Below are 18,074 nucleotides of genomic sequence, written 5' to 3' on the forward strand. Positions count from 1 at the left end.
CGAGCAGCACCGAGGAGCCACCGTGGACTACAGCCACGACGAGCAGCAGCAGGAGGTCGCGGGTCTCGCCGCGACCATCCTCGACGACATCGTGACCCCCGACCATCTCGCCGCGCTGGCCTCGAGCGGGGCGGCGTACGACGAGCGCACCTGGCGCGAGCTCGCCCGCGCCGGCCTGCTCGGCATCGCCCTCCCCGAGGCCCATGGCGGAAGCGGCGCGGGCCTGGTGGAGCTCGGCCTCGTCGTCGAGCACGCCGCCCGGGTGAACGCGCCGCTGTTCCTCGTGGAGACGGCCGTCGCCGCCGCGGGCGCGGTCGCCCACCTCGGCACCGAGGCGCAGCGCGCCCGGCTGCTTCCGGGGTTCGCGGCGGGGGAGAGCCTGCTCAGCGCCGCGATCGCGCGCCGCAGCACCGCCTCGCCCGGGTTCACCGCGACCCGGAGCGACGGGGTGCTCGTGGTCGACGGCGCCGCGGCCCACGTGCCGCTGGCGGCCGTTGCCGACCGGGTCCTGCTGCCGGTCACCGACGCCGAGGGGCACCGCGGCCTGGTGCTCGTCGCCCCTGGGGCGGACGGGGTCACCCTGGTCGAGCACCCGTCGGTGGACCGGCAGCGCCGCTGGCGCCTCGAGGCCGCCGGCGTGCGGGTCGACCTCGAGGACGTCGTCGTCGCGCCGACCGCCGCGAGTGCCGAGGCGATGGAGTGGTTCGACGTCCTCGTCACCTCCTTCCGCGCGGTCCAGCAGCTCGGCACCGCCCAGGGAGCACTGGCGATGGCGGCCGAGCACGTCCGCAGCCGCGAGCAGTTCGGTCGACCGATCGGCACCTTCCAGGCGGTCTCGCACGCGGTCGCCGACGCCTACATCGACGTGCAGGGGATCCGGCTGACCACCTGGCGCGCGGTCTGGCTGCTCGACCAGGGGACCAGCGACCCGGAGGCTGCGGCGATCGCGGCGTGGTGGGCCGCGGACGCCCCGGTGCGGATCGTCGAGACCGCCATGCAGGTGCACGGCGGGGTCTCGGTCGACCTGGACTACCCGCTGCACCGCTACTTCCTGGCCGCGCGTCAGGGCGGCCTGGCCCTCGGCGGCTCGGGGCAGACCCTCCTCGACCTCGGCGACCGGATGGCGGTGGCATGACGATGACGAGCACCACGTCCGGGACCTCCCTGCCGCTCGCCGGGCTGCGCGCGCTCGAGTGGTCCACCTCGATCGCCGGGGCCTACGCCGGGCGGCTGCTCGCCGACGCCGGCGTCACGGTCACGCGGCTCGGTGGCGCCGCGACCCTGGGCCGCGGCCCCGAGCTCGACGGCTACCTCCACCTCGGCAAGGAGCGCCGCGAGGGTGACCTGGCCGATCTGGTCGCGGCCGCTGCCACAGCCGACCTGGTCGTCCTCGAGCTCCCCGACGCCCCCGAGGACGGCTTGCTGGATCGCTTCGGGGATGCCGCGGTCGTGGTGATCACGCCCTTCGGGCTGACCGGGCCGTGGGCCGGCACCGCACGCCCGTGGAGCGAGCTCACCCTGCAGCTGGAGGGCGGGGCGCTGAGCTCGCGCGGCTCGATGGACTCCTATCCGGTGATGACCGGGTCCTCGGAGGCGCTGTGGATCGCCGGGTCGATGGCCGCCGGCGCGGTGGTCACGGCGCTCCAGGGCGAGCGGTCCGGGCGCCGCATCGACCTCGCGCTGCTGGATGTCACGGCCTATGCCAACAACATGTTCCAAGACGTCTCGGCCACGATCGGGCAGACTCCGCGGGCGCCGATGCCGCGGATGCGGCTGACCCCCGGCGTCGAACCGGCCTCGGACGGGTGGGTGGGGTTCAACCTCGCCTCGGCGGCCAACCACCAGGACTTCCTGGTGCTGATGGAACGGCCCGAGTGGCTCGCCGACGAGCAGATGAGCACGTTCCTGGGGCGCTACGCCCGGTACGCGGAGTGGGTCGAGGCCGTGCGCGCCTGGACCCGGCGCCACACCGTCGCCGAGTGCGTCGAGGCCGCCGGTCGCTTCCGGATTCCCGCCGCCCCGGTGCACGACGGCGCGAGCATCCTGCACGACGAGCAGGTCGTGGCCCGCGACTTCTACGAGACCCACCCGTCGGGCGCGTTCACGATGCCGCGCCCGCCCTTCCTGTTCGACGGCGTACGCCCGGAGCGCGGGGTGCCGTCCACCGCGGCGGAGCACACGGCGCCGGCCAGCACCGACGGGCTGCCCTTCGCCGGCCTGCGTGTCCTCGACCTCGGCACCTGGTGGGTGGGCGCGTACGTCGGCGCCGCCCTCGGTGCCGGGGGCGCCGACGTGGTCAAGGTCGAGAGCACCAGCCGGATCGACGGGTCGCGGACGATGGGCTTCGTCCCCACCGAGCGCGAGCACTGGTGGGACCTGGGCAACATCTACCTCGGGGTGAACGTCAACAAGCGTGACCTCACCCTCGACCTCGCCACCGCCGCGGGGCGCGAGCTGCTGGTGCGGATGATCGGCGACGCCGACGTGCTGATCGAGAACTACGCACCGCGGGTGCTCGAGGCCATCGGGCTGGACTGGGACGCCGTGCACGAGATCAACCCGCGGCTGGTGATGCTGCGGATGCCCGCCTTCGGGCTGACCGGGCCGCGCCGCGAGATGGTCGGCTACGCCCAGACCGTCGAGCAGTTCTCCGGCCTGTGCTGGCGCACCGGGTATCCCGGGGGCGATCCGACGAACCCGTCCGGGCCCGCCGACCCGATGGGCGCGGCCAGCTCGTTCTTCGCGCTCTCCGCAGCCCTCCTCGAGGCCCGCCGCAGTGGCCGGGGGATCCTGGTCGAGGCCACGCTCGCCGAGAGCGCGATGGTGATGGCCTCCGAGCAGGTCCTCGCCTGGACCGGTCGAGGCGAGCTGCTCGAGCGCACCGGCAACCGCTCGGCCCTCGCCGACGTCCAGGGGGTCTTCGCCGTCCGCGGCACCGACGAGTGGGTCGGCCTCTCGGTCCTCGACGACGCGCAGTGGCGCGGCCTGGTCGCGGCCACCGGGTTCACCGAGTGGCTGAGCGACCCCGCGCTCGCCGACCGGGCCGGCCGGCAGGCCGCCGCCGACCGGCTCGAGGCGCAGCTTGCCGACTGGTTCGCCACGCACGACGCCGACGAGGCGGTCGAGAAGCTCCTCGGGGCGGGGGTCCCGGCGGGCCGTCGTACCGACTGGCGCTGGGTGCACGAGCACCCGCAGCTGGCCGGTCGCGGCACCTACACCGTCGTCGAGCACCCGTACGCCGGGGAGGTGCCGCTGCCGGGACTGCCCTACCAGCGCGTCGGCACGCCGTCGTGGATCACCCGGCGCCCGCCGCTGCTCGGTGAGCACAACGAGGAGATCCTGTGCGGCGAGCTGGGGCTGTCGCCGGAGGCGTACCAGGAGCTGGTCGACAGCCAGGTCGTCGGCACCCGGCCGGCGGGTCAGTGAGCGGCCCGCTCGCCGGGGTCCGCGTCGTGGAGCTCGTGGCCCAGGGCCCGGCGCCGTTCGCCTGCATGCTGCTCGCCGACCTCGGGGCGGAGGTGATCGGGATCGAGCGCCCCGGGACCCAGCGGCACGCACCCGACGCGCACTCGCGCGGACGGCGCTCGGTCGCCCTCGACCTGAAGCAGGACGCCGGACGCGAGGTCCTCCTGGACCTCCTCGCCGACGCCGACGTCCTGGTCGAGGGCTTCCGGCCCGGGGTCACCGAGCGCCTCGGGGTGGGGCCGCAGGAGTGCCACGCCCGCAACCCCGCGCTGGTCTACGCGCGAATGACCGGGTGGGGCCAGGACGGCCCGCTCGCCCAGCGGGCCGGGCACGACATCAACTACCTCGCGCTCACCGGCGCCCTGGCCGCCATCGGCGAGCCCGGTCGAGCACCGGTGCCGCCGCTCAACCTGGCGGCCGACTACGGCGGCGGCGGCATGCTGCTGGCGCTGGGCATCCTGGCCGCGCTGCACGAACGCACGGCGTCCGGTCTCGGGCAGGTCGTCGACACCGCGATGGTGGACGGCGTCGGGCTGATGCTCGCGCCGTTCCACGCGATGGCCGCGCGCGGGCAGTGGCGCGAGCGGGGGACCAACCTCCTGGACGGAGGGGCGCCCTTCTACCGCGTCTATCGCACCAGCGACGACCGGTGGCTGTCGGTCGGAGCGATCGAGCCCGCCTTCTACCGCGCGTTCCTCGACGTGCTCGGTCTCGACCCCGTCTCGCTCGGCGAGCAGCTGGACCGCGAGGCCTGGCCCGCGGCGACCGCCCGGATCGCCGACGTCGTCGCCACCCGCACCCGCGCGGAGTGGGAGCAGGCCTTCGCCGGGGTCGACGCCTGCGTGCAGGCCGTCCTCGAGCTGGCCGAGGTGCCCGAGCACGCCCACGTGCGGGCGCGCGGCGGGTTCACCGACGTGCACGGGACTCCGCACCCGGCACCCGCTCCGCGGCTGAGTCGTACGCCGGCGCAGCGCCCGGACCCGGCGGAGCCGCTCGGCGCCAGCACGGTGGCCGTGCTCGCCGCGCTGGGTCGCACCCCGGAGCAGGTCCACGCGCTGTGCGCCTCCGGCGCCGCCGGCGTACCCGCTGAGCGGGAGCCCGGCACCGGGGTCCTCGCATGAGCGCTGCACTCAGCACCCGCCGCCCCCATTCACCCAGGAGGACCCCACGATGAGCCGCATCACGACCCTCGACGCGTTCGAGGAGGAGTACCGCCGCGGCATCGACGTACCGATGCAGCCGCGGGCGTGGCGCGAGGTCACCGAGGAGTGGCTGCGACGCCACAGCGAGGGCTCGGGCGACTACAACCCGCTGCACCGCGACCGCGGCTACGCCGACGCGGCGCGCTTCCACTCACTGACCGGGTCGCCGTCGTTCCTGTTCTCCATCGACTTCGGGGCGAACGCCTCGATCTGGGGCCACCTGTCGCGCGACGACGTGGCGATGAAGGACCTCAGCATCCTCTACCTCGGCGCCGACATCGAGTGGCACCGACCGGTCTGGCTGGGCGACCGGGTGCGCTCGATCGAGACCCCCGTCGGGGTCAAGCGGCGCTCGATGCCGCAGCTGGGCGAGGCGCTGGTGTGCTCGGGGCGCACCGACTACTTCAACCACCGCGGCGAGCAGATCGCGACCCTGACCAACCACATGCTCCGCTTCGCCAACCCCGGCACCGGGGTCGCGGCCGCACCGCCCGACCCGGACCGGCCGCAGGTCGCGCCCGACCCGCTGGTGTGGCAGCGCACCCGGCGCGGCGGCGAGGTCCGCCACTTCGAGGACGTGACGGTCGGCGAGGAGCTGCCGGCGCTGCCGAAGGGCACCTACACGACCACCGAGCTCTACCTGTTCAGCCACGGCACGCTGACCATCGGGCGCTCCGCGGAGGTCGACGAGGGCACCATCGACATGGGTGCGGGCGGGCGCGCGGACGCCGAGTACGCCCGCCGCAACCGCGCCCAGTCCGCCCAGTTCGACTACGGGCCGCAGCGCATCACCTGGCTCACCCAGATCGCCTCCGACTGGGCCGGCGACTGGGGCGACCTGGTCTCGATGAGCTCCCGGCTGCGCCGGCCCAACCTCGTGGGCGACACCAACACCGTCCACGGCCGGGTGACCGGCACCCGCGAGGTCGACGGCCAGGGTCTGGTCGACCTCCGGGTCGCCGTCGTCAACCAGGCCGACGTGGAGACCGCGACCGCCGACCTCACCGTCCGGCTCCCGCGCCGCGACGCCGGTGAGCCCCGCGAGGTCCCGATGCTCTGGGCCGACGCGGCCCACGACAGCTCCTCCATCTACGGGTGAGAGACCCGTCCACCACCTCCAGGAGAGACCCATGCAGCTCAAGCCCGGACTCAAGCTCAAGGCCCCCGGCACCAGCACCGAGATCATCGTCATCCAGGCACCGGTCAGGGACGTCACCGTCACCTGCGGCGGGGTGCCGATGTCCCCGGACGGCTCGGGAGAGGCCGGCGACGTCGCCGGCGAGGTGGTGATCGGCAAGCGCTACAGCGACGTGGCCGGGACCGTCGAGCTGCTGTGCTCTGCAGGCGGCGCCGGACCACTGGCCCTGGACGGGGAGGAGCTGGCCGTCAAGGCGGCCAAGGCCCTGCCCTCCTCGGACTGAGCGCCGGAGCCGACCCGATGAACATCGTGACGCTGCTCGACATGGTCGCCAGCGTCGACCCCGACCGCGTCATCCTGGGGGACAGCCGGGACGGGCTCACGCTGGCGCAGCTCCGCGACCTCGCCGACCGCGCCGCCCACCTGCTCGCCGACCATCCCGGCCGACCGCTGCTCTTCTCCGGAACGGCGTCGCCGGCCTTCCCGGTGGCCCTCTTCGGCGCCGCCGTCGCCGGGCGGGCGTTCGCGCCGGTGAGCTACCGGCTGGCGCCCGGGCCGTACGCCGAGCTGGTCACCGACCAGCTGCCCGCCACGCTCCTCGCTGAGCCGGGCGGCTGCGCCGGGCTGGAGCCCGGCCCCGACCTGACCCTCTGCACGCCGGACGCCTTCGTGAGTGCCGCCCGCGCAGCGGCGCGGACGCCGCTCGAGGCGGGGCAGGACCCCGAGGCGCCCGCGGTGCTCCTGCACACCAGCGGCACGACCGGCAAGCCGAAGGTCGCGGTGCTGCGGCACCGCCACCTCACCTCCTACGTGCTCGACGGCACCGAGATGCTCGGGGCGGGTGCCGACGAGGCGGCGCTGGTCAGCGTGCCGCCGTACCACATCGCCGGCGTCGCCGGCCTGCTCACCGGGGTCTACTCCGGACGGCGGATCGTGCAGCTGCCGAACTTCACCGCCGAGGACTGGGTCGCGACCGCCAGCGCCCAGGGCATCACCCACGCGATGGTCGTGCCCACGATGCTGGCACGCATCGTGGAGGTGCTGGAGCGGACCGGGGAGACATTGCCCGCGCTGCGTCACCTCTCCTACGGCGGCGGGCGGATGCCGCGGCCGGTGATCGAGCGGGCCCTCGCGCTGCTCCCGCACGTCGGGTTCGTCAACGCCTACGGGCTGACCGAGACCACGTCCTCGATCGCGGTGCTCGGACCCCAGGAGCACCGCGACGCCGTCTCCACCGACGATCCGGTGGTCCGGGCGCGCCTGGAGTCGGTGGGACGTGCTCTGCCCAGCGTGGAGATCGTCTGCCGGGGTCCGCTCGGGGAGCCGTGCGAGGCCGGCACCCACGGGGAGCTGTGGGTGCGCGGGGCGCAGGTCTCGGGGGAGTACGCCGCGTCCTCCCGCCTCGACGAGGAGGGCTGGTTCCGCACCCACGACGCCGGCTGGATCGACGCGGAGGGCTACGTGTTCGTCGAGGGCCGCCTGGACGACGTGATCGTCCGGGGCGGGGAGAACCTGTCGCCCGGGGAGATCGAGAGCGTCCTGCTCCAGCACCCCGGGGTCCAGGACGCGGTCGTCTACGGCGCGCCCGACGACGTGTGGGGCGAGGTCGTGGTCGCGGCCGTCGTGCGCGTGCCCGCGCACGAGGTCGGCGTGGAGGAGCTGCGGGACTGGGTCGCGGCCCATCTGCGCTCGAGCCGGGTGCCGGCACAGGTCCGGTTCCTGACCGAGGTGCCCCGCAACGACATGGGGAAGGTGCTGCGCCGGGTCCTGCGCGCGGACACCGGTACGACACCCGCAGTTTTTAGTTGACGAACTGCATGTTCTGCACGACAGTGATCTCGGTCACACCCGTCGATCGGGCGATGTCTCGGGGTCTCACGCTCATCTGATTACTCAACTTCCGACACGCAAATGAGGACAACATGGACTACGAGGCGCTCATGGTCGCGTCCGCCGAGGCAGCCGCTGCTGCCACGCCGGTGTCGGCCGCCCGACTGTCGACCGGGTACTCCTGGTCGGAGATCCCGCGGTGGCACGAGGGGACCTTCTACTTCAGCGACATGTACAACCACCGGGTCCTCCGCCTCGACGAGGACGGGGTGGCCAGCACCTACATCGATGCCAGCACCCGCACCCCGCTGGCGCCCGAGGCGGGCAGCACGGCGACCGGCACGACCGAGGTCGTCCTCGGTGGGCTGGGCTGGCTCCCCGACGGCCGAGCGATCGTCGTGTCGATGCACGAGCGCCTGCTGCTGGTCTGGGACGGCGCCACCCTCGAGCAGTACGCCGACCTGCGCGAGGTCGCGACCTCCTCGTGCAACGACATGGTCGTCGACGCCGACGGACGCGCCTATGTCACCCAGCTGGGCTACGACCTGTTCGCCGGCGAGGAGGCGCGCGAGGCAGGGCTGATCGTCGTCGAGCCGGACCGCACGGTCCGCGACGCCGGGGTCGGCACCTTCCAGGGTGCCAACGGCATCGGGCTGAGCGCCGACGCCGCGACCCTGATCACCGCCGAGAACGACGGGTGCCGCATCAGCGCCCTGGATCGCGGCACCGACGGTGCGCTCTCCGGGCGTCGGGTCTGGGCCGAGCTGCCGTGGATGCCGGACGGCATCGCGATCGACGGCGCCGACGGCGTCTGGGCCGGACTTCCCGGCAGCGGCTGGGTGGGCCGCTTCGAGGAGGGCGGCAAGGCGACGCACGCGGTGCAGCTCCCGATCGACCAGGCGATGGGCACCGCCGTGGCCCTGGGGGGTGCCGACCGCTCGACGCTGTTCATCGCCTGCGGCATGGAGGTCTTCGACTGGGCCAAGTCCCGCGAGGAGGGCCTGGGCTCCATCTGGACCGCCCCGGCTCCGTACGGCGCCGGCAGCGCCCGTCCCTGACCGCTCGCCCCACCGACCGCACCCACTGATCACACAGACCCGCGCCGGGAGCCCGGCGCACCGAGGAGTCAGCACCATGGAAGAGCTCGAGTTCGACGGTCGCACCGTCATCGTGACCGGCGCCGGGCGCGGCATCGGGCGCGCATACGCCCTGCTGCTCGCGGCGCGTGGCGCGCAGGTCGTCGTCGCCGACCTCGGCGCCCGCACCGACGGGATGGGCATCGAGGGGGACGACCCGGCCGCCGACGTCGTGGCGGAGATCGAGGCCGCGGGAGGTCGAGCCATCGGCGTCCGCTCCGACGTCTCGACGCCCGAGGGCGCCCAGGCGATCGTGGACGCGGCCCTCGTCGCGTTCGGCGGCATCGACGCGGTCATCAACAACGCAGGCATCGTGCGGGTGGCCGACTGGCTGGAGGTGGGCGCCGAGGAGTTCCAGCGTCACGTCGACGTGCACTACCTGGGCTCGCTGTGGGTCGCCAAGGCCGCGTGGCCGCACCTGTTGGCGTCCGGCTCCGGCCGGATCGTCAACACCATCTCCCCGGCCATGCTCGGCAACCCGATGATGGTGCACTACGGCGGCTCCAAGGGCGCCGTCTACGCCCTCACCCGCAACCTCGCGCTCGAAGGCCTCGAGCACGGGATCAAGGTCAACGCGGTCTCTCCAGGGGCAGGCACCCGGATGGCGGAGGCGGCGGCGGACTCGCTCAGCCCCGAGATCATGGAGTACATGCGCACCGCGCTGACCCCCGAGCTGGTCGCGCCGCTGGGCGTCTACCTCGCCCACCCGGCCGCCGATGTCACCGGCGAGGCGTTCAACGTCGCCGGCGGGATGGTGAACCGGATGGCGGTGGTCAACACCCAGGGGATCTACGACACCGAGCTGACCGTCGAGAAGATCGCCGACTCCTTCGACCAGATCATGACCATCAACGACGCGGCCCAGCCGCAGGTCGTGGCCATCCCGGTCATGCCCGGTGCGTGAGGAGACCCGATGAACCAGATCGCGACCGACTACCCCTTCGCGCCCGTGTCCGCGGCCGAGGCCGCCGAGCGCTACCGGGCCATCGCGGCCGACCGGCCGATGACCAAGGTGACGATGCCCTTCGGCGGCGACGCGTGGGTGATCCACCGCACCGAGGCGGCACGGGCCATGCTCGGTGACCCCCGCTTCGTGCGCGAGCCCTTCCGCACCGGCGAGCGGGTGGTGCCCTACTTCGTCGAGTTCCCCGAGTTCCTGCGCCAGACGTTGCAGTTCGAGGACCCGCCCCACCACACCAAGCTGCGCCGGCTGGTGCAGAAGGCGATCTCGCCCAAGCAGGTCCGGGCGATGCGCGACAGTGCTGTCGCCTACGCCAACTCGCTGATCGACGAGATGGTCGCCAAGGGCGACACTGCCGACCTGGTCCACGACTACGCGCTGCCGCTGCCCATCCAGATGCTCTGCAACCTCCTGGGGGTCCCCCCGGAGGACCACGACAAGTTCGAGAAGTGGGCCTCCTCGACGCTGGCCGTCGCCGGGATGTCCGAGGACGACGTGGTCGCCAACATGGCCGAGCTCTACATGTACGTCGTGGAGCTGATCCAGCTGCGCCGCCGCGAGCCGCTGGACGACCTGATCTCCAGCCTGGCCAACGCCCGCGACAAGGACGACACCCTGACCGACGAGGAGATCTTGCCGATCGCGATGCTCCTCGTGGTCGCGGGCTTCGACAACACGGCCAACTTCATCACCACCGGGATCGCGAGCCTGCTGCAGCACCCTGCCCAGCTCGAGCTCTTCCTCACCGACCCGGACGGGCTGGCCCCGACGGCCACCGAGGAGACCCTGCGCCACGGCCGCTTCTCCCTCGGCATCCCGGTGGCCGGCGGCGGCGCGCTCGTGCCCTTCGTGGCCACCGAGGACGTCGAGATCGACGGGCAGCTGGTCGCTGAGGGGGAGGCGATCATGATCGACCCCGGCGCCACGGCCCACGACGGCATCGCGCTGCCGGACGCCGAGCGGTTCGACATCACCCGGCAGAACAACCCGCAGCTGACCCTCAGCTACGGGCTGCACCACTGCCTGGGCGCGCCGCTGGCCCGCATGGAGATGCAGGTCGCCCTGGCCGAGCTCTTCAAGCGGCTCCCGCAGATCCGGCTGACGAGCACACCGGTCATCAACCACGATCACCTGAGCCAGCCGATCACACGCCTCGACGCGACCTGGTGAGCGCGCGATGCCCAAGGTCTTCTACACCCAGCCCGACGGGACCGTCGTCGCCGTCGCGGCCAGCCCCGGGGACTCGGTCATGGCCACCGCCGTGCGCAACGGGGTCTCCGGCGTGGTCGGCCAGTGTGGGGGCTCGCTGTCCTGTGCGACCTGCCACGTCTATGTCGACGAGGCGCACCGCGACGAGCTCGGCACGCCCGGCGAGGACGAGGACGAGATGCTCGACTGCACCGCGAGCGACCGCGAGGACTCCTCGCGGCTGTCCTGCCAGCTGATCATCGGCGAGGGGGACGTGCACGTGACGGTGCCGCCCGAGCAGCTGTGAGCCGCGACGACGACGTCCTGGTCGTCGGCGCGGGGCAGGCAGGCGTCCAGGTCGCGTGCCTGCTGCGCGACGCCGGCCACCGGGGCGCCGTCACGCTGGTGGGCGAGGAGCCGGTGCCGCCGTACCAGCGCCCGCCGCTGTCCAAGGGGTTCCTGACCGGGTCGCTGGGTGCGGACGCGCTGGCGTTGCGGGACCAGGACTACTGGGGCGCCCGGGACATCGGACTGGTCCTCGGGGAGGCCGTGACCGAGGTGGTCCGTGGCGGGCACGGCTCGGGTCGTGCCCGCACCGACCGGGGCCGCACCGTGGCCTTCGACCGCCTGGTCCTGGCCACGGGGGCGACGCCACGGCGACTCGACGTGCCTGGCGGTGACGCCGACGGCGTGCTCACCCTGCGCACCCTCGCCGACGCCGGGCGGCTGCGCGACCGGCTCCGCGCCGCGCGGGACGTCGTGGTCGTCGGCGGCGGCTTCATCGGGCTCGAGGTCGCAGCCACCGCCGCGGCGCTCGGCGCCCGGGTCGTCGTCCTCGAGGCCGGCTCGCGGATCCTGGGCCGGGTCGTGAGCGAGGCGACCGCGCAGCACCTCGCCGCGCACCACCACGCGAACGGCGTGGAGATCCGCACGCGTGCGCGGATCGTCGAGGTCGTCACCGACGGCGGCGACGCGCGGGCGGTCCTCACCACCGATGGCGCCGTCAGGGCCGACCTGGTGCTGGTGGGCATCGGCGCCGCGCCGCGCACCGGGCTGGCCGCCTCCCTCGGCCTGCGGACCGACGGCGGCGTCGTGGTCGACGAGCACGCCCTCGCCTCGGACGGCACGACCCTGGCCGTCGGCGACTGCACGGTCCTGGCCGACCCCACCCCCTGGGGCGACGGCGAGACCTCGGTGCGGCTCGAGAGCGTGGACCACGCCGTCGAGCACGCCGCGACGGCTGTCCGGACGATCCTCGGCGAGTCGACGCCGCACACGGCGGTGCCGTGGTTCTGGTCCGACCAGGGCAGCGCCAAGCTCCAGATCGTCGGGCTGCGCCGCCCTGGCGACGTGGCCACCCTGCGTCCCTCCGGCTCCGGGCGGCATGTGGTGGGCTTCCACCGCCGCGGACGGCTCGTCGCCGCCGAGGTCGTCGGCTCCCCGGCCGAGTTCATGGCACTGCGCACCCTGCTGGGCGCCCGCCACCCGGTGCCGGTCGAGGTGTTCGCGGACCCCGAGGTGGCGCTGCGCCAGCTGGCCAAGCAGGCGCGCAGCGCCACGGTCACCGCGCGCTGAGTGCCGGCCCACCCCGGCCCGGGGGCCGGCTACGGCTCGCGGACTGCGACGACGTGCGCCGGATCGAAGCCCCCGAGGGACCACAGGGCGACCTGGCCCGGGTCGTCCGCGAAGTACGTCCCGACGGCGTCTCGCCCCACGTCCGCGCACGACGACTCCTCGCCCTGCCCGAGCGACACCGCATCCCGCGTGGTGGACCCGCCCTCGAGGTAGACGGTGCCCTCGAACCGCACCGCCGTCGTGCAGTCCGCTGTCGCACCTCCTCCGGTTGCCGACGGTGAGCACCCGGAGAGGCCCGCGGCCACGACAAGAGCGCACGCGGTCCGCACCATCCCGTCCGCCTTCCCGGCGCTGCTCACGCCGCGCTCACCGGGCGCTGAGCTCCTGCGTGGCGGGAGACCGGATCAGTCCGTCCGTGCCGACCCGGTGGTGCAGCAGCGTGTCGACGTACGCCGCGATGTACGGCGTCCACAGCTCGCGCTCGGCGCGCCCCAGGTCGGTGGTGAGCACGCCGAACGTGCTCATCTGCAGCTCGAAGATGCCGTCGACCAGCTGTCGGCCCCGGCGCGAGACCCGCACCCGGGTGCTGCGCTTGTCGAACTCGTCGACCGCGCGGTCCAGGTGGCCGGCCTTGACCAGGTCGGCGACGCGCTTGCTGGCCTGCGAGGGGTCGATCGCCAGACGTGCCGCGACCTCGGCGATCGACAGCGGGCCGGTCTGCGAGATCACCTGGAGGGTCAGGAACCCGGTCTCGCTCACCGTGGCGGCCTTGATGTCGAGCAGCACCTTGAAGCCGCCGGAGAGCGCCACCCAGGTGACGATCCCGATCATCGCGTGCAGGAAGAAGCGGGTCGCCGGGTCGTAGTCCTCTCCCGCGAGCTCCACCCACCGGTCCGCGACGGCCGGGCGCGGGCTGTCGGGCAGTGCCTCGCTGAAGCGGTGCAGGACCAGGGCGAACCAGCTCCCGAGCACCTCGATCTGCTCCGGGCTCCAGGTCGCGATGGCGGCCAGGTAGTCCTGGCTCCAGGCCACCAGCCAGGCGTCCATGAGGGCGGCGGTCTCCGGCGACAGGGAGAGTAGCGTGCGCCGACGGTCCTGCGGATCGGTGCTCCGGGCGAGGTGGCCGGCCTTGTGCAGCGCGCTCGCCTGACGCGAGGCCTGGGTGATGTCGATGCCGAGCTCGCGGGCGACGACGCCGGTCGCCGCCGGCTCGCGCCCGTGGAGCAGCTCCAGGAAGCGCAGGTCCGAGGGCGGCAGGTCGATGCCGGTCACCGCTCTCAGTCGCCGGGAGTGACTACGCGTTCCGGCGGTCAGCGCGATTGCGTTCACCAATCGGAGGGTCGCCTCTTCGAGGGCCCGGTCCTTGGACGTGCTCACGACGCCGTTCCTTCCGGTGGTGGGTCACTCAGGTGACAGCTGTGGCTCTCAACCTAAAGCGTTCTCGACAGATCTTGGAGAGGTGGCCATGAAAGCCGTGAGCACTACCAGTCAGTGGGAGTACGAGACCGACGTGCTGATCGCGGGGAGCGCGGCCGGCGCCCAGACGGTGACCCACGCAGTGACCCAGACCGAAAGCCAGACGGCGACCCGGCCAGTGACCCAGGCCCACACCCACCAGGAGACACGATGACCACCGACCTCTTCGGACCCGTGCGGCTCGGCCCGCTCACCCTGCGCAACCGGGTGATCAAGGCGGCCACCTACGAGAACGCCGCCCGGCGGGGCGAGGTGACCGACCGGCTGATCGACTTCCACGTCCGGCACGCCCGCGGCGGGGTCGCGATGACCACCGTGGCCTACTGCGCGGTCTCGCCCGAGGGGCGCACGGACGGCCACCAGATCGTGTGGCGCGACGAGGCCCGGGCCGGGCTGGTGCGGCTCACCGAGGCCGTGCACCGCGAAGGTGCGGCGATCTCGGCCCAGATCGGCCACTCGGGGCCGGTGGGCGACCCGCGCGCGACGAAGATGAAGGCGCTCTCGCCCTCGCCGTACTTCAACCCCCAGGCATTCACCCGCACCCGCCAGGCCACCCGCGCCGACCTGACGCGCATCGTGGCCCAGCACGGCGCCGCCGCACGGATGGCCGAGGAGACCGGGTTCGACGCGGTCGAGGTGCACATCGGGCACAACTACCTGGCCAGCTCGTTCCTCTCCCCGAAGCTGAACAAGCGCAACGACGAGTACGGCGGGTCGCTGGAGAACCGCGCCCGGGTGGCGCGCGACTCCCTGCGCGCGGTCCGCGACGCGGTGGGGGACCGGATCGCGATCATCGCGAAGATGAACATGGCCGACGGGGTCCCGGGCGGGTTCTGGCTCGACGAGGCCCTCCGGGTGGCCACCTGGATCGAGCAGGACGGCAGCGTCGACGCCCTCGAGATGACCGAGGGCAGCTCGTTGCTCAATCCCATGTACCTGTTCCGCGGTGACGCGCCGATCGCCCAGTTCGCCCAGGCCGTGGGGGAGCCGGTGGGCACCGCGATCAGGCTGGTGGGCAAGAGGTTCCTGCGCGAGTACCCCTACGAGGACCTCTACCTGCTCGAGCACGCCCGCCAGGTCCGCGCGGCCGTCCGGCTGCCGCTGGTGCTGCTGGGCGGCGTCACCAGCTCGGCGGGCGTGCAGACCGCCGTGGACAACGGCTTCGAGTTCGTGGCGATGGGGCGGGCGCTGCTGCGCGAGCCCGATCTGGTCGCGACCATGGCGCGCGACTCCTCGGCGCGCTCGCTGTGCATCCACTGCAACCGCTGCATGGCCACGATCTACGGCGGGACCCGGTGCGTGCTCGTCGAGCCGCAGGGGAGGTGAGGGCGCGACCGCGGAGAAAAAAATACTTGAACAAAAGCATGTAAATGACTTCCGTGATCGACGTCACCTTCCTAGGATCGGGGCAACTCGTTCGCCTGGAGGTGCCTCGAATGACCGTTGTGCTGGAGCCGGCTCCCGACCTCGCCGGGCGCCCCCCGTCGATGGTCGAGCGGATGACGCTGATCATGGATGCCTTCGGCGGTTCGAAGTCCCGGCTCCTGCTCGAGGAGATCGTCGAGCGCAGCGGTCTGCCTCGGTCGACCGCGCACCGCATCCTCGAGCAGCTGATCCGGCTGCACTGGGTCGAGCACGACCGCGTCGGCTACCGGCTGGGTCGCCGCATCCACGAGTGGGGGGCGCGTGAGCACGCCCACTCCGACCTGCGGGCCGCTGCCTCGCCGTGGCTCCACGACCTCGCCCTGCGCACCGACTTGGTCGTGCACCTGGCGGTCCTCAGCGGTCCGGAGATCGAGTACCTCGACAAGATCGGGGGTCGCCGGGTGATGGCGGTCGCCTCGCGGGTCGGCGGCCGGGCCCCGGCCCACAGCACCTCCCTGGGCAAGGCGATCCTCGCCTGGCTGCCGCCCGAGCAGGTCGACAGGTTCTACGCCGACGGGTTCCCGCCGTCCGTCGGGGGTGCGCCGTCCAGCGTGCTCGAGCTGCACCAGGAGCTGGCCCGGGTCCGCCACGCCGGCGGGGTGGCGCGCGAGAGCGACGAGTGCGTCACGGGCGTGGCCTGCGTGGGGGCAGCCGTCCGCGGGCCCGCGGGTCCGGTCGGCGCGATCTCGCTGGTGGGCTCCTCCGACATGCGGCTGGACCGGCTCGTCCCGCTGGTGCGCGACACCGCGCAGCGCATCGCCCGGGACATGTTCGGCGAGCGCTGCTGAGCATCGCGGGGGTCGCCCTCGGCGGCGGCGAACCCGGCTGACGCCGGTCGCTTCCGGGGAGGCTCCCGATGACCGGGAGCCTCGCCGTCACCGGGACCGGGCGCCGCCACTGTGACCGCACCCATCCAGCCAGGAGGCTTCCACGATGCACGACCTCGTCAGTCGGGCCCGGGCGATCGCCCCGCAGCTCGCTCAGCACGCCGCCGAGACCGAGACCCTCGGCCGGCTCTCCGACGCATCGGTCGCGCTGATCAAGGAGGCCGGGGTGATGCGGGCGCTGCAGCCGGTGGAGTACGGCGGGCTCGCCGCCCACCCGGCGGACTTCGCTCAGGCGGTCATGGAGGTCGCCCAGGGCTGCGGGTCCTCGGGCTGGGTGTGCGGCGTCGGCGGGGTGCACCCGTGGGAGATGGCGCTGATGGACCGCAAGCTGCAGGACGAGGTCTGGGGCACCGACCAGGACACCTGGATCGCCTCGCCGTACATGCCCTCCGGCGTCGCCACCGAGGTCGACGGCGGCTACGTGCTCAACGGGCACTGGCAGTTCTCCTCCGGCACCGACCACTGCGACTGGGTGTTCCTCGGCGCCGTGGTCGGCGACCGTGAGGGGCGCCCGGTCCAGCCGTTCCGGGCGATGCACGTGGTGCTGCCGCGGGCGGACTACACGATCCTCGAGGACTCCTGGGACGTCATCGGCCTGCGCGGCACCGGGTCCAAGGACGTGGTCGTCAAGGGTGCGTTCATCCCGGCCTACCGCACCATCGGCACCGAGGAGGTGACCGAGGGCGAGCTCGCCGCGGTCCGCGCCGGGCGCACCGAGAGCCTCTACAAGCTGCCGTTCTGGACGATGTTCCCGCTCGGCATCACCTCCGCGGTGATCGGCATCGCCGAGGGCGCACTGCGCGCCCACCTCGACTACCAGCGCGACCGCGTCTCGGCGTACGGCGGGAAGGTCCGCGAGGACACCACCACGCTGAAGGCCATCGCCGAGTCGTCCACCGAGATCGCCGCCTCCCGCCTCCAGCTGCTCGACGGCGTGAGCCGGATCCACGACAAGGTCGAGGCCGGCCTCCCCGTGACCTTCGCCGACCGGGCGATGCAGCGGCGCAACCAGATCCTCGCGGCCTGGCGCGCCGTCGGCGCCGTCGACGCGATCTTCGCGCGCTCCGGCGGCAACGCCGCGCGGCGCGACACCACGCTGCAGCGCTTCTGGCGCGACGCGCACGTCGGCCTCCAGCACGCCATCCACGTGAAGGGAACGGCGCTCGACGCCGCGGCCCTGATCGAGATGGGAGTGGAGCCCGAGGGCCCGCTCCGCGCGATGATCTGAGGCCCCCGCGGGCCGAGCCTGCGCACGGGCCGGGCGATCCGCGTCTGAGGCGGGGGACCGGGGCCGCGGCCGGCAGGCGTCAGACCGAGGTCTCGAGGTAGTCGACGTAGCCGGGGGTGCGCTCGACGCGGGTGCGCTGCAGCGTGCGCGAGGCCACCAACCAGGTGTCCTCCAGGCGGTAGGTCTCCTGGTGGTGGCCCCAGCCGTGCAGGTGCTCCAGGCCGTCCGCGTGCTCCCACCAGAGCCGGTCCTCCATCGACCAGGTCCCCTCTGCCGTGGTCGAGGAGGTCACCCGGAGGTCGGCGAGCTGCACGCGGTGGACGGTGGTGACCGGGACCGGGCCCCCGAGCGCCGTACGCACCGCGGCGACCAGCGCGTCACGCCCGACGACGGCGGCGGCTGCGCTGTCGTCGGGGAAGTCGCCCCAGGTCCGGCTGACGACGTCGCGGGTGTGGAATCCGCCGTACCTGTCCCAGTCCTTCGTGTCGAGGCAGTGCAGGCGAGCGTGCACGAGGTCGGTGATCTCGGCGTGGGCGAGGAGCTCCTCCAGAGTCATGCGCCGA

At 73.2% G+C, this 18,074-nt stretch carries 18 protein-coding genes; 15 read left to right on the forward strand and 3 right to left on the reverse strand.

What is annotated here, in order from left to right; translation table 11 throughout:
- Positions 1–22: 22 nt before the first annotated feature.
- From HBO46_RS07630 to HBO46_RS07680, 11 genes are all read left to right on the forward strand, one after another.
- Positions 23–1,135 carry an acyl-CoA dehydrogenase family protein gene (locus tag HBO46_RS07630; protein ID WP_166139757.1) on the forward strand — a complete coding sequence of 371 codons (1,113 nt, stop codon included), beginning with the start codon at positions 23–25 and terminating at the stop codon, positions 1,133–1,135.
- On the forward strand, positions 1,132–3,426 hold the full coding sequence (locus tag HBO46_RS07635) for a CaiB/BaiF CoA-transferase family protein (RefSeq protein WP_166139758.1): 2,295 nt from the start codon (positions 1,132–1,134) through the stop codon (positions 3,424–3,426). Before HBO46_RS07630 ends, HBO46_RS07635 begins: the two co-directional genes overlap by 4 nt.
- Positions 3,423–4,586: a CaiB/BaiF CoA transferase family protein gene (locus HBO46_RS07640; protein ID WP_166139759.1), complete on the forward strand. Its 1,164-nt coding sequence runs from the start codon at positions 3,423–3,425 to the stop codon at positions 4,584–4,586. The genes HBO46_RS07635 and HBO46_RS07640 overlap by 4 nt, the downstream gene beginning before the upstream one ends.
- A gap of 49 nt (positions 4,587–4,635) precedes the next feature.
- Positions 4,636–5,766, forward strand: a complete 1,131-nt coding sequence (locus tag HBO46_RS07645) for a MaoC family dehydratase (RefSeq protein ID WP_166139760.1) — start codon at positions 4,636–4,638, stop codon at positions 5,764–5,766.
- Between the two features lie 31 nt (positions 5,767–5,797).
- Complete coding sequence (locus tag HBO46_RS07650) at positions 5,798–6,088, forward strand: hypothetical protein (protein WP_166139761.1); 291 nt, start codon at positions 5,798–5,800, stop codon at positions 6,086–6,088.
- Between the two features lie 17 nt (positions 6,089–6,105).
- Positions 6,106–7,614, forward strand: coding sequence for a class I adenylate-forming enzyme family protein (locus HBO46_RS07655; protein WP_166139762.1), 1,509 nt, complete (start codon positions 6,106–6,108; stop codon positions 7,612–7,614).
- A 113-nt stretch (positions 7,615–7,727) separates the two neighbouring features.
- On the forward strand, positions 7,728–8,693 hold the full coding sequence (locus tag HBO46_RS07660; protein WP_166139763.1) for an SMP-30/gluconolactonase/LRE family protein: 966 nt from the start codon (positions 7,728–7,730) through the stop codon (positions 8,691–8,693).
- Positions 8,694–8,769: 76 nt separating this feature from the next.
- Positions 8,770–9,675, forward strand: a complete 906-nt coding sequence (locus tag HBO46_RS07665; protein ID WP_166139764.1) for an SDR family NAD(P)-dependent oxidoreductase — start codon at positions 8,770–8,772, stop codon at positions 9,673–9,675.
- A 9-nt stretch (positions 9,676–9,684) separates the two neighbouring features.
- Positions 9,685–10,902, forward strand: coding sequence for a cytochrome P450 (locus HBO46_RS07670; RefSeq protein WP_166139765.1), 1,218 nt, complete (start codon positions 9,685–9,687; stop codon positions 10,900–10,902).
- Between the two features lie 7 nt (positions 10,903–10,909).
- Positions 10,910–11,227 (forward strand): 2Fe-2S iron-sulfur cluster-binding protein, encoded by a 318-nt coding sequence (locus tag HBO46_RS07675; protein WP_166139766.1) that lies wholly within the window; start codon positions 10,910–10,912, stop codon positions 11,225–11,227.
- A complete protein-coding gene (locus tag HBO46_RS07680) occupies positions 11,224–12,495 on the forward strand; it encodes an NAD(P)/FAD-dependent oxidoreductase (RefSeq protein WP_166139767.1) in 1,272 nt (423 codons plus the stop codon). The genes HBO46_RS07675 and HBO46_RS07680 overlap by 4 nt, the downstream gene beginning before the upstream one ends.
- Positions 12,496–12,524: 29 nt before the next feature.
- On the opposite strand, the gene HBO46_RS07685 is transcribed toward HBO46_RS07680, so the two are convergent.
- Both HBO46_RS07685 and HBO46_RS07690 read right to left on the reverse strand, forming a co-directional pair.
- Positions 12,525–12,728, reverse strand: a complete 204-nt coding sequence (locus HBO46_RS07685) for a hypothetical protein (RefSeq protein ID WP_166139768.1) — start codon at positions 12,726–12,728, stop codon at positions 12,525–12,527.
- A gap of 133 nt (positions 12,729–12,861) precedes the next feature.
- Positions 12,862–13,767 (reverse strand): MarR family winged helix-turn-helix transcriptional regulator, encoded by a 906-nt coding sequence (locus tag HBO46_RS07690; RefSeq protein WP_207950358.1) that lies wholly within the window; start codon positions 13,765–13,767, stop codon positions 12,862–12,864.
- Between the two features lie 202 nt (positions 13,768–13,969).
- On the opposite strand from HBO46_RS07690, the gene HBO46_RS07695 reads away from it, so the two are divergent.
- The 4 genes from HBO46_RS07695 to HBO46_RS07710 all read left to right on the forward strand — a co-directional run bounded on the left by HBO46_RS07695 (position 13,970) and on the right by HBO46_RS07710 (position 17,511).
- Positions 13,970–14,125: a hypothetical protein gene (locus tag HBO46_RS07695; RefSeq protein WP_166139770.1), complete on the forward strand. Its 156-nt coding sequence runs from the start codon at positions 13,970–13,972 to the stop codon at positions 14,123–14,125.
- On the forward strand, positions 14,122–15,297 hold the full coding sequence (locus tag HBO46_RS07700) for an NADH:flavin oxidoreductase (RefSeq protein WP_166139771.1): 1,176 nt from the start codon (positions 14,122–14,124) through the stop codon (positions 15,295–15,297). The genes HBO46_RS07695 and HBO46_RS07700 overlap by 4 nt, the downstream gene beginning before the upstream one ends.
- Before the next feature lie 110 nt (positions 15,298–15,407).
- Positions 15,408–16,184 carry an IclR family transcriptional regulator gene (locus HBO46_RS07705; RefSeq protein ID WP_191480218.1) on the forward strand — a complete coding sequence of 259 codons (777 nt, stop codon included), beginning with the start codon at positions 15,408–15,410 and terminating at the stop codon, positions 16,182–16,184.
- A 145-nt stretch (positions 16,185–16,329) separates the two neighbouring features.
- On the forward strand, positions 16,330–17,511 hold the full coding sequence (locus HBO46_RS07710) for an acyl-CoA dehydrogenase family protein (RefSeq protein WP_166139772.1): 1,182 nt from the start codon (positions 16,330–16,332) through the stop codon (positions 17,509–17,511).
- A 79-nt stretch (positions 17,512–17,590) separates the two neighbouring features.
- On the opposite strand, the gene HBO46_RS07715 is transcribed toward HBO46_RS07710, so the two are convergent.
- Positions 17,591–18,067 carry a nuclear transport factor 2 family protein gene (locus tag HBO46_RS07715; protein ID WP_166139773.1) on the reverse strand — a complete coding sequence of 159 codons (477 nt, stop codon included), beginning with the start codon at positions 18,065–18,067 and terminating at the stop codon, positions 17,591–17,593.
- Positions 18,068–18,074: the final 7 nt, after the last annotated feature.

Source organism: Nocardioides ochotonae, from assembly GCF_011420305.2.
In the GTDB taxonomy this organism is placed as follows: domain Bacteria; phylum Actinomycetota; class Actinomycetes; order Propionibacteriales; family Nocardioidaceae; genus Nocardioides; species Nocardioides ochotonae.

What these genes read in the sequence shown, in the direction of transcription:
- HBO46_RS07660 (WP_166139763.1), top strand. Translation starts at nt 7,728, where the DNA reads ATGGACTACGAGGCGCTCATGGTCGCGTCCGCCGAGGCAGCCGCTGCT.
- HBO46_RS07715 (WP_166139773.1), bottom strand. Translation starts at nt 18,067, where the DNA reads ATGACTCTGGAGGAGCTCCTCGCCCACGCCGAGATCACCGACCTCGTG.
- HBO46_RS07670 (WP_166139765.1), top strand. Translation starts at nt 9,685, where the DNA reads ATGAACCAGATCGCGACCGACTACCCCTTCGCGCCCGTGTCCGCGGCC.
- HBO46_RS07665 (WP_166139764.1), top strand. Translation starts at nt 8,770, where the DNA reads ATGGAAGAGCTCGAGTTCGACGGTCGCACCGTCATCGTGACCGGCGCC.
- HBO46_RS07710 (WP_166139772.1), top strand. Translation starts at nt 16,330, where the DNA reads ATGCACGACCTCGTCAGTCGGGCCCGGGCGATCGCCCCGCAGCTCGCT.
- HBO46_RS07635 (WP_166139758.1), top strand. Translation starts at nt 1,132, where the DNA reads ATGACGATGACGAGCACCACGTCCGGGACCTCCCTGCCGCTCGCCGGG.
- HBO46_RS07645 (WP_166139760.1), top strand. Translation starts at nt 4,636, where the DNA reads ATGAGCCGCATCACGACCCTCGACGCGTTCGAGGAGGAGTACCGCCGC.
- HBO46_RS07705 (WP_191480218.1), top strand. Translation starts at nt 15,408, where the DNA reads ATGACCGTTGTGCTGGAGCCGGCTCCCGACCTCGCCGGGCGCCCCCCG.
- HBO46_RS07675 (WP_166139766.1), top strand. Translation starts at nt 10,910, where the DNA reads ATGCCCAAGGTCTTCTACACCCAGCCCGACGGGACCGTCGTCGCCGTC.
- HBO46_RS07700 (WP_166139771.1), top strand. Translation starts at nt 14,122, where the DNA reads ATGACCACCGACCTCTTCGGACCCGTGCGGCTCGGCCCGCTCACCCTG.
- HBO46_RS07655 (WP_166139762.1), top strand. Translation starts at nt 6,106, where the DNA reads ATGAACATCGTGACGCTGCTCGACATGGTCGCCAGCGTCGACCCCGAC.
- HBO46_RS07650 (WP_166139761.1), top strand. Translation starts at nt 5,798, where the DNA reads ATGCAGCTCAAGCCCGGACTCAAGCTCAAGGCCCCCGGCACCAGCACC.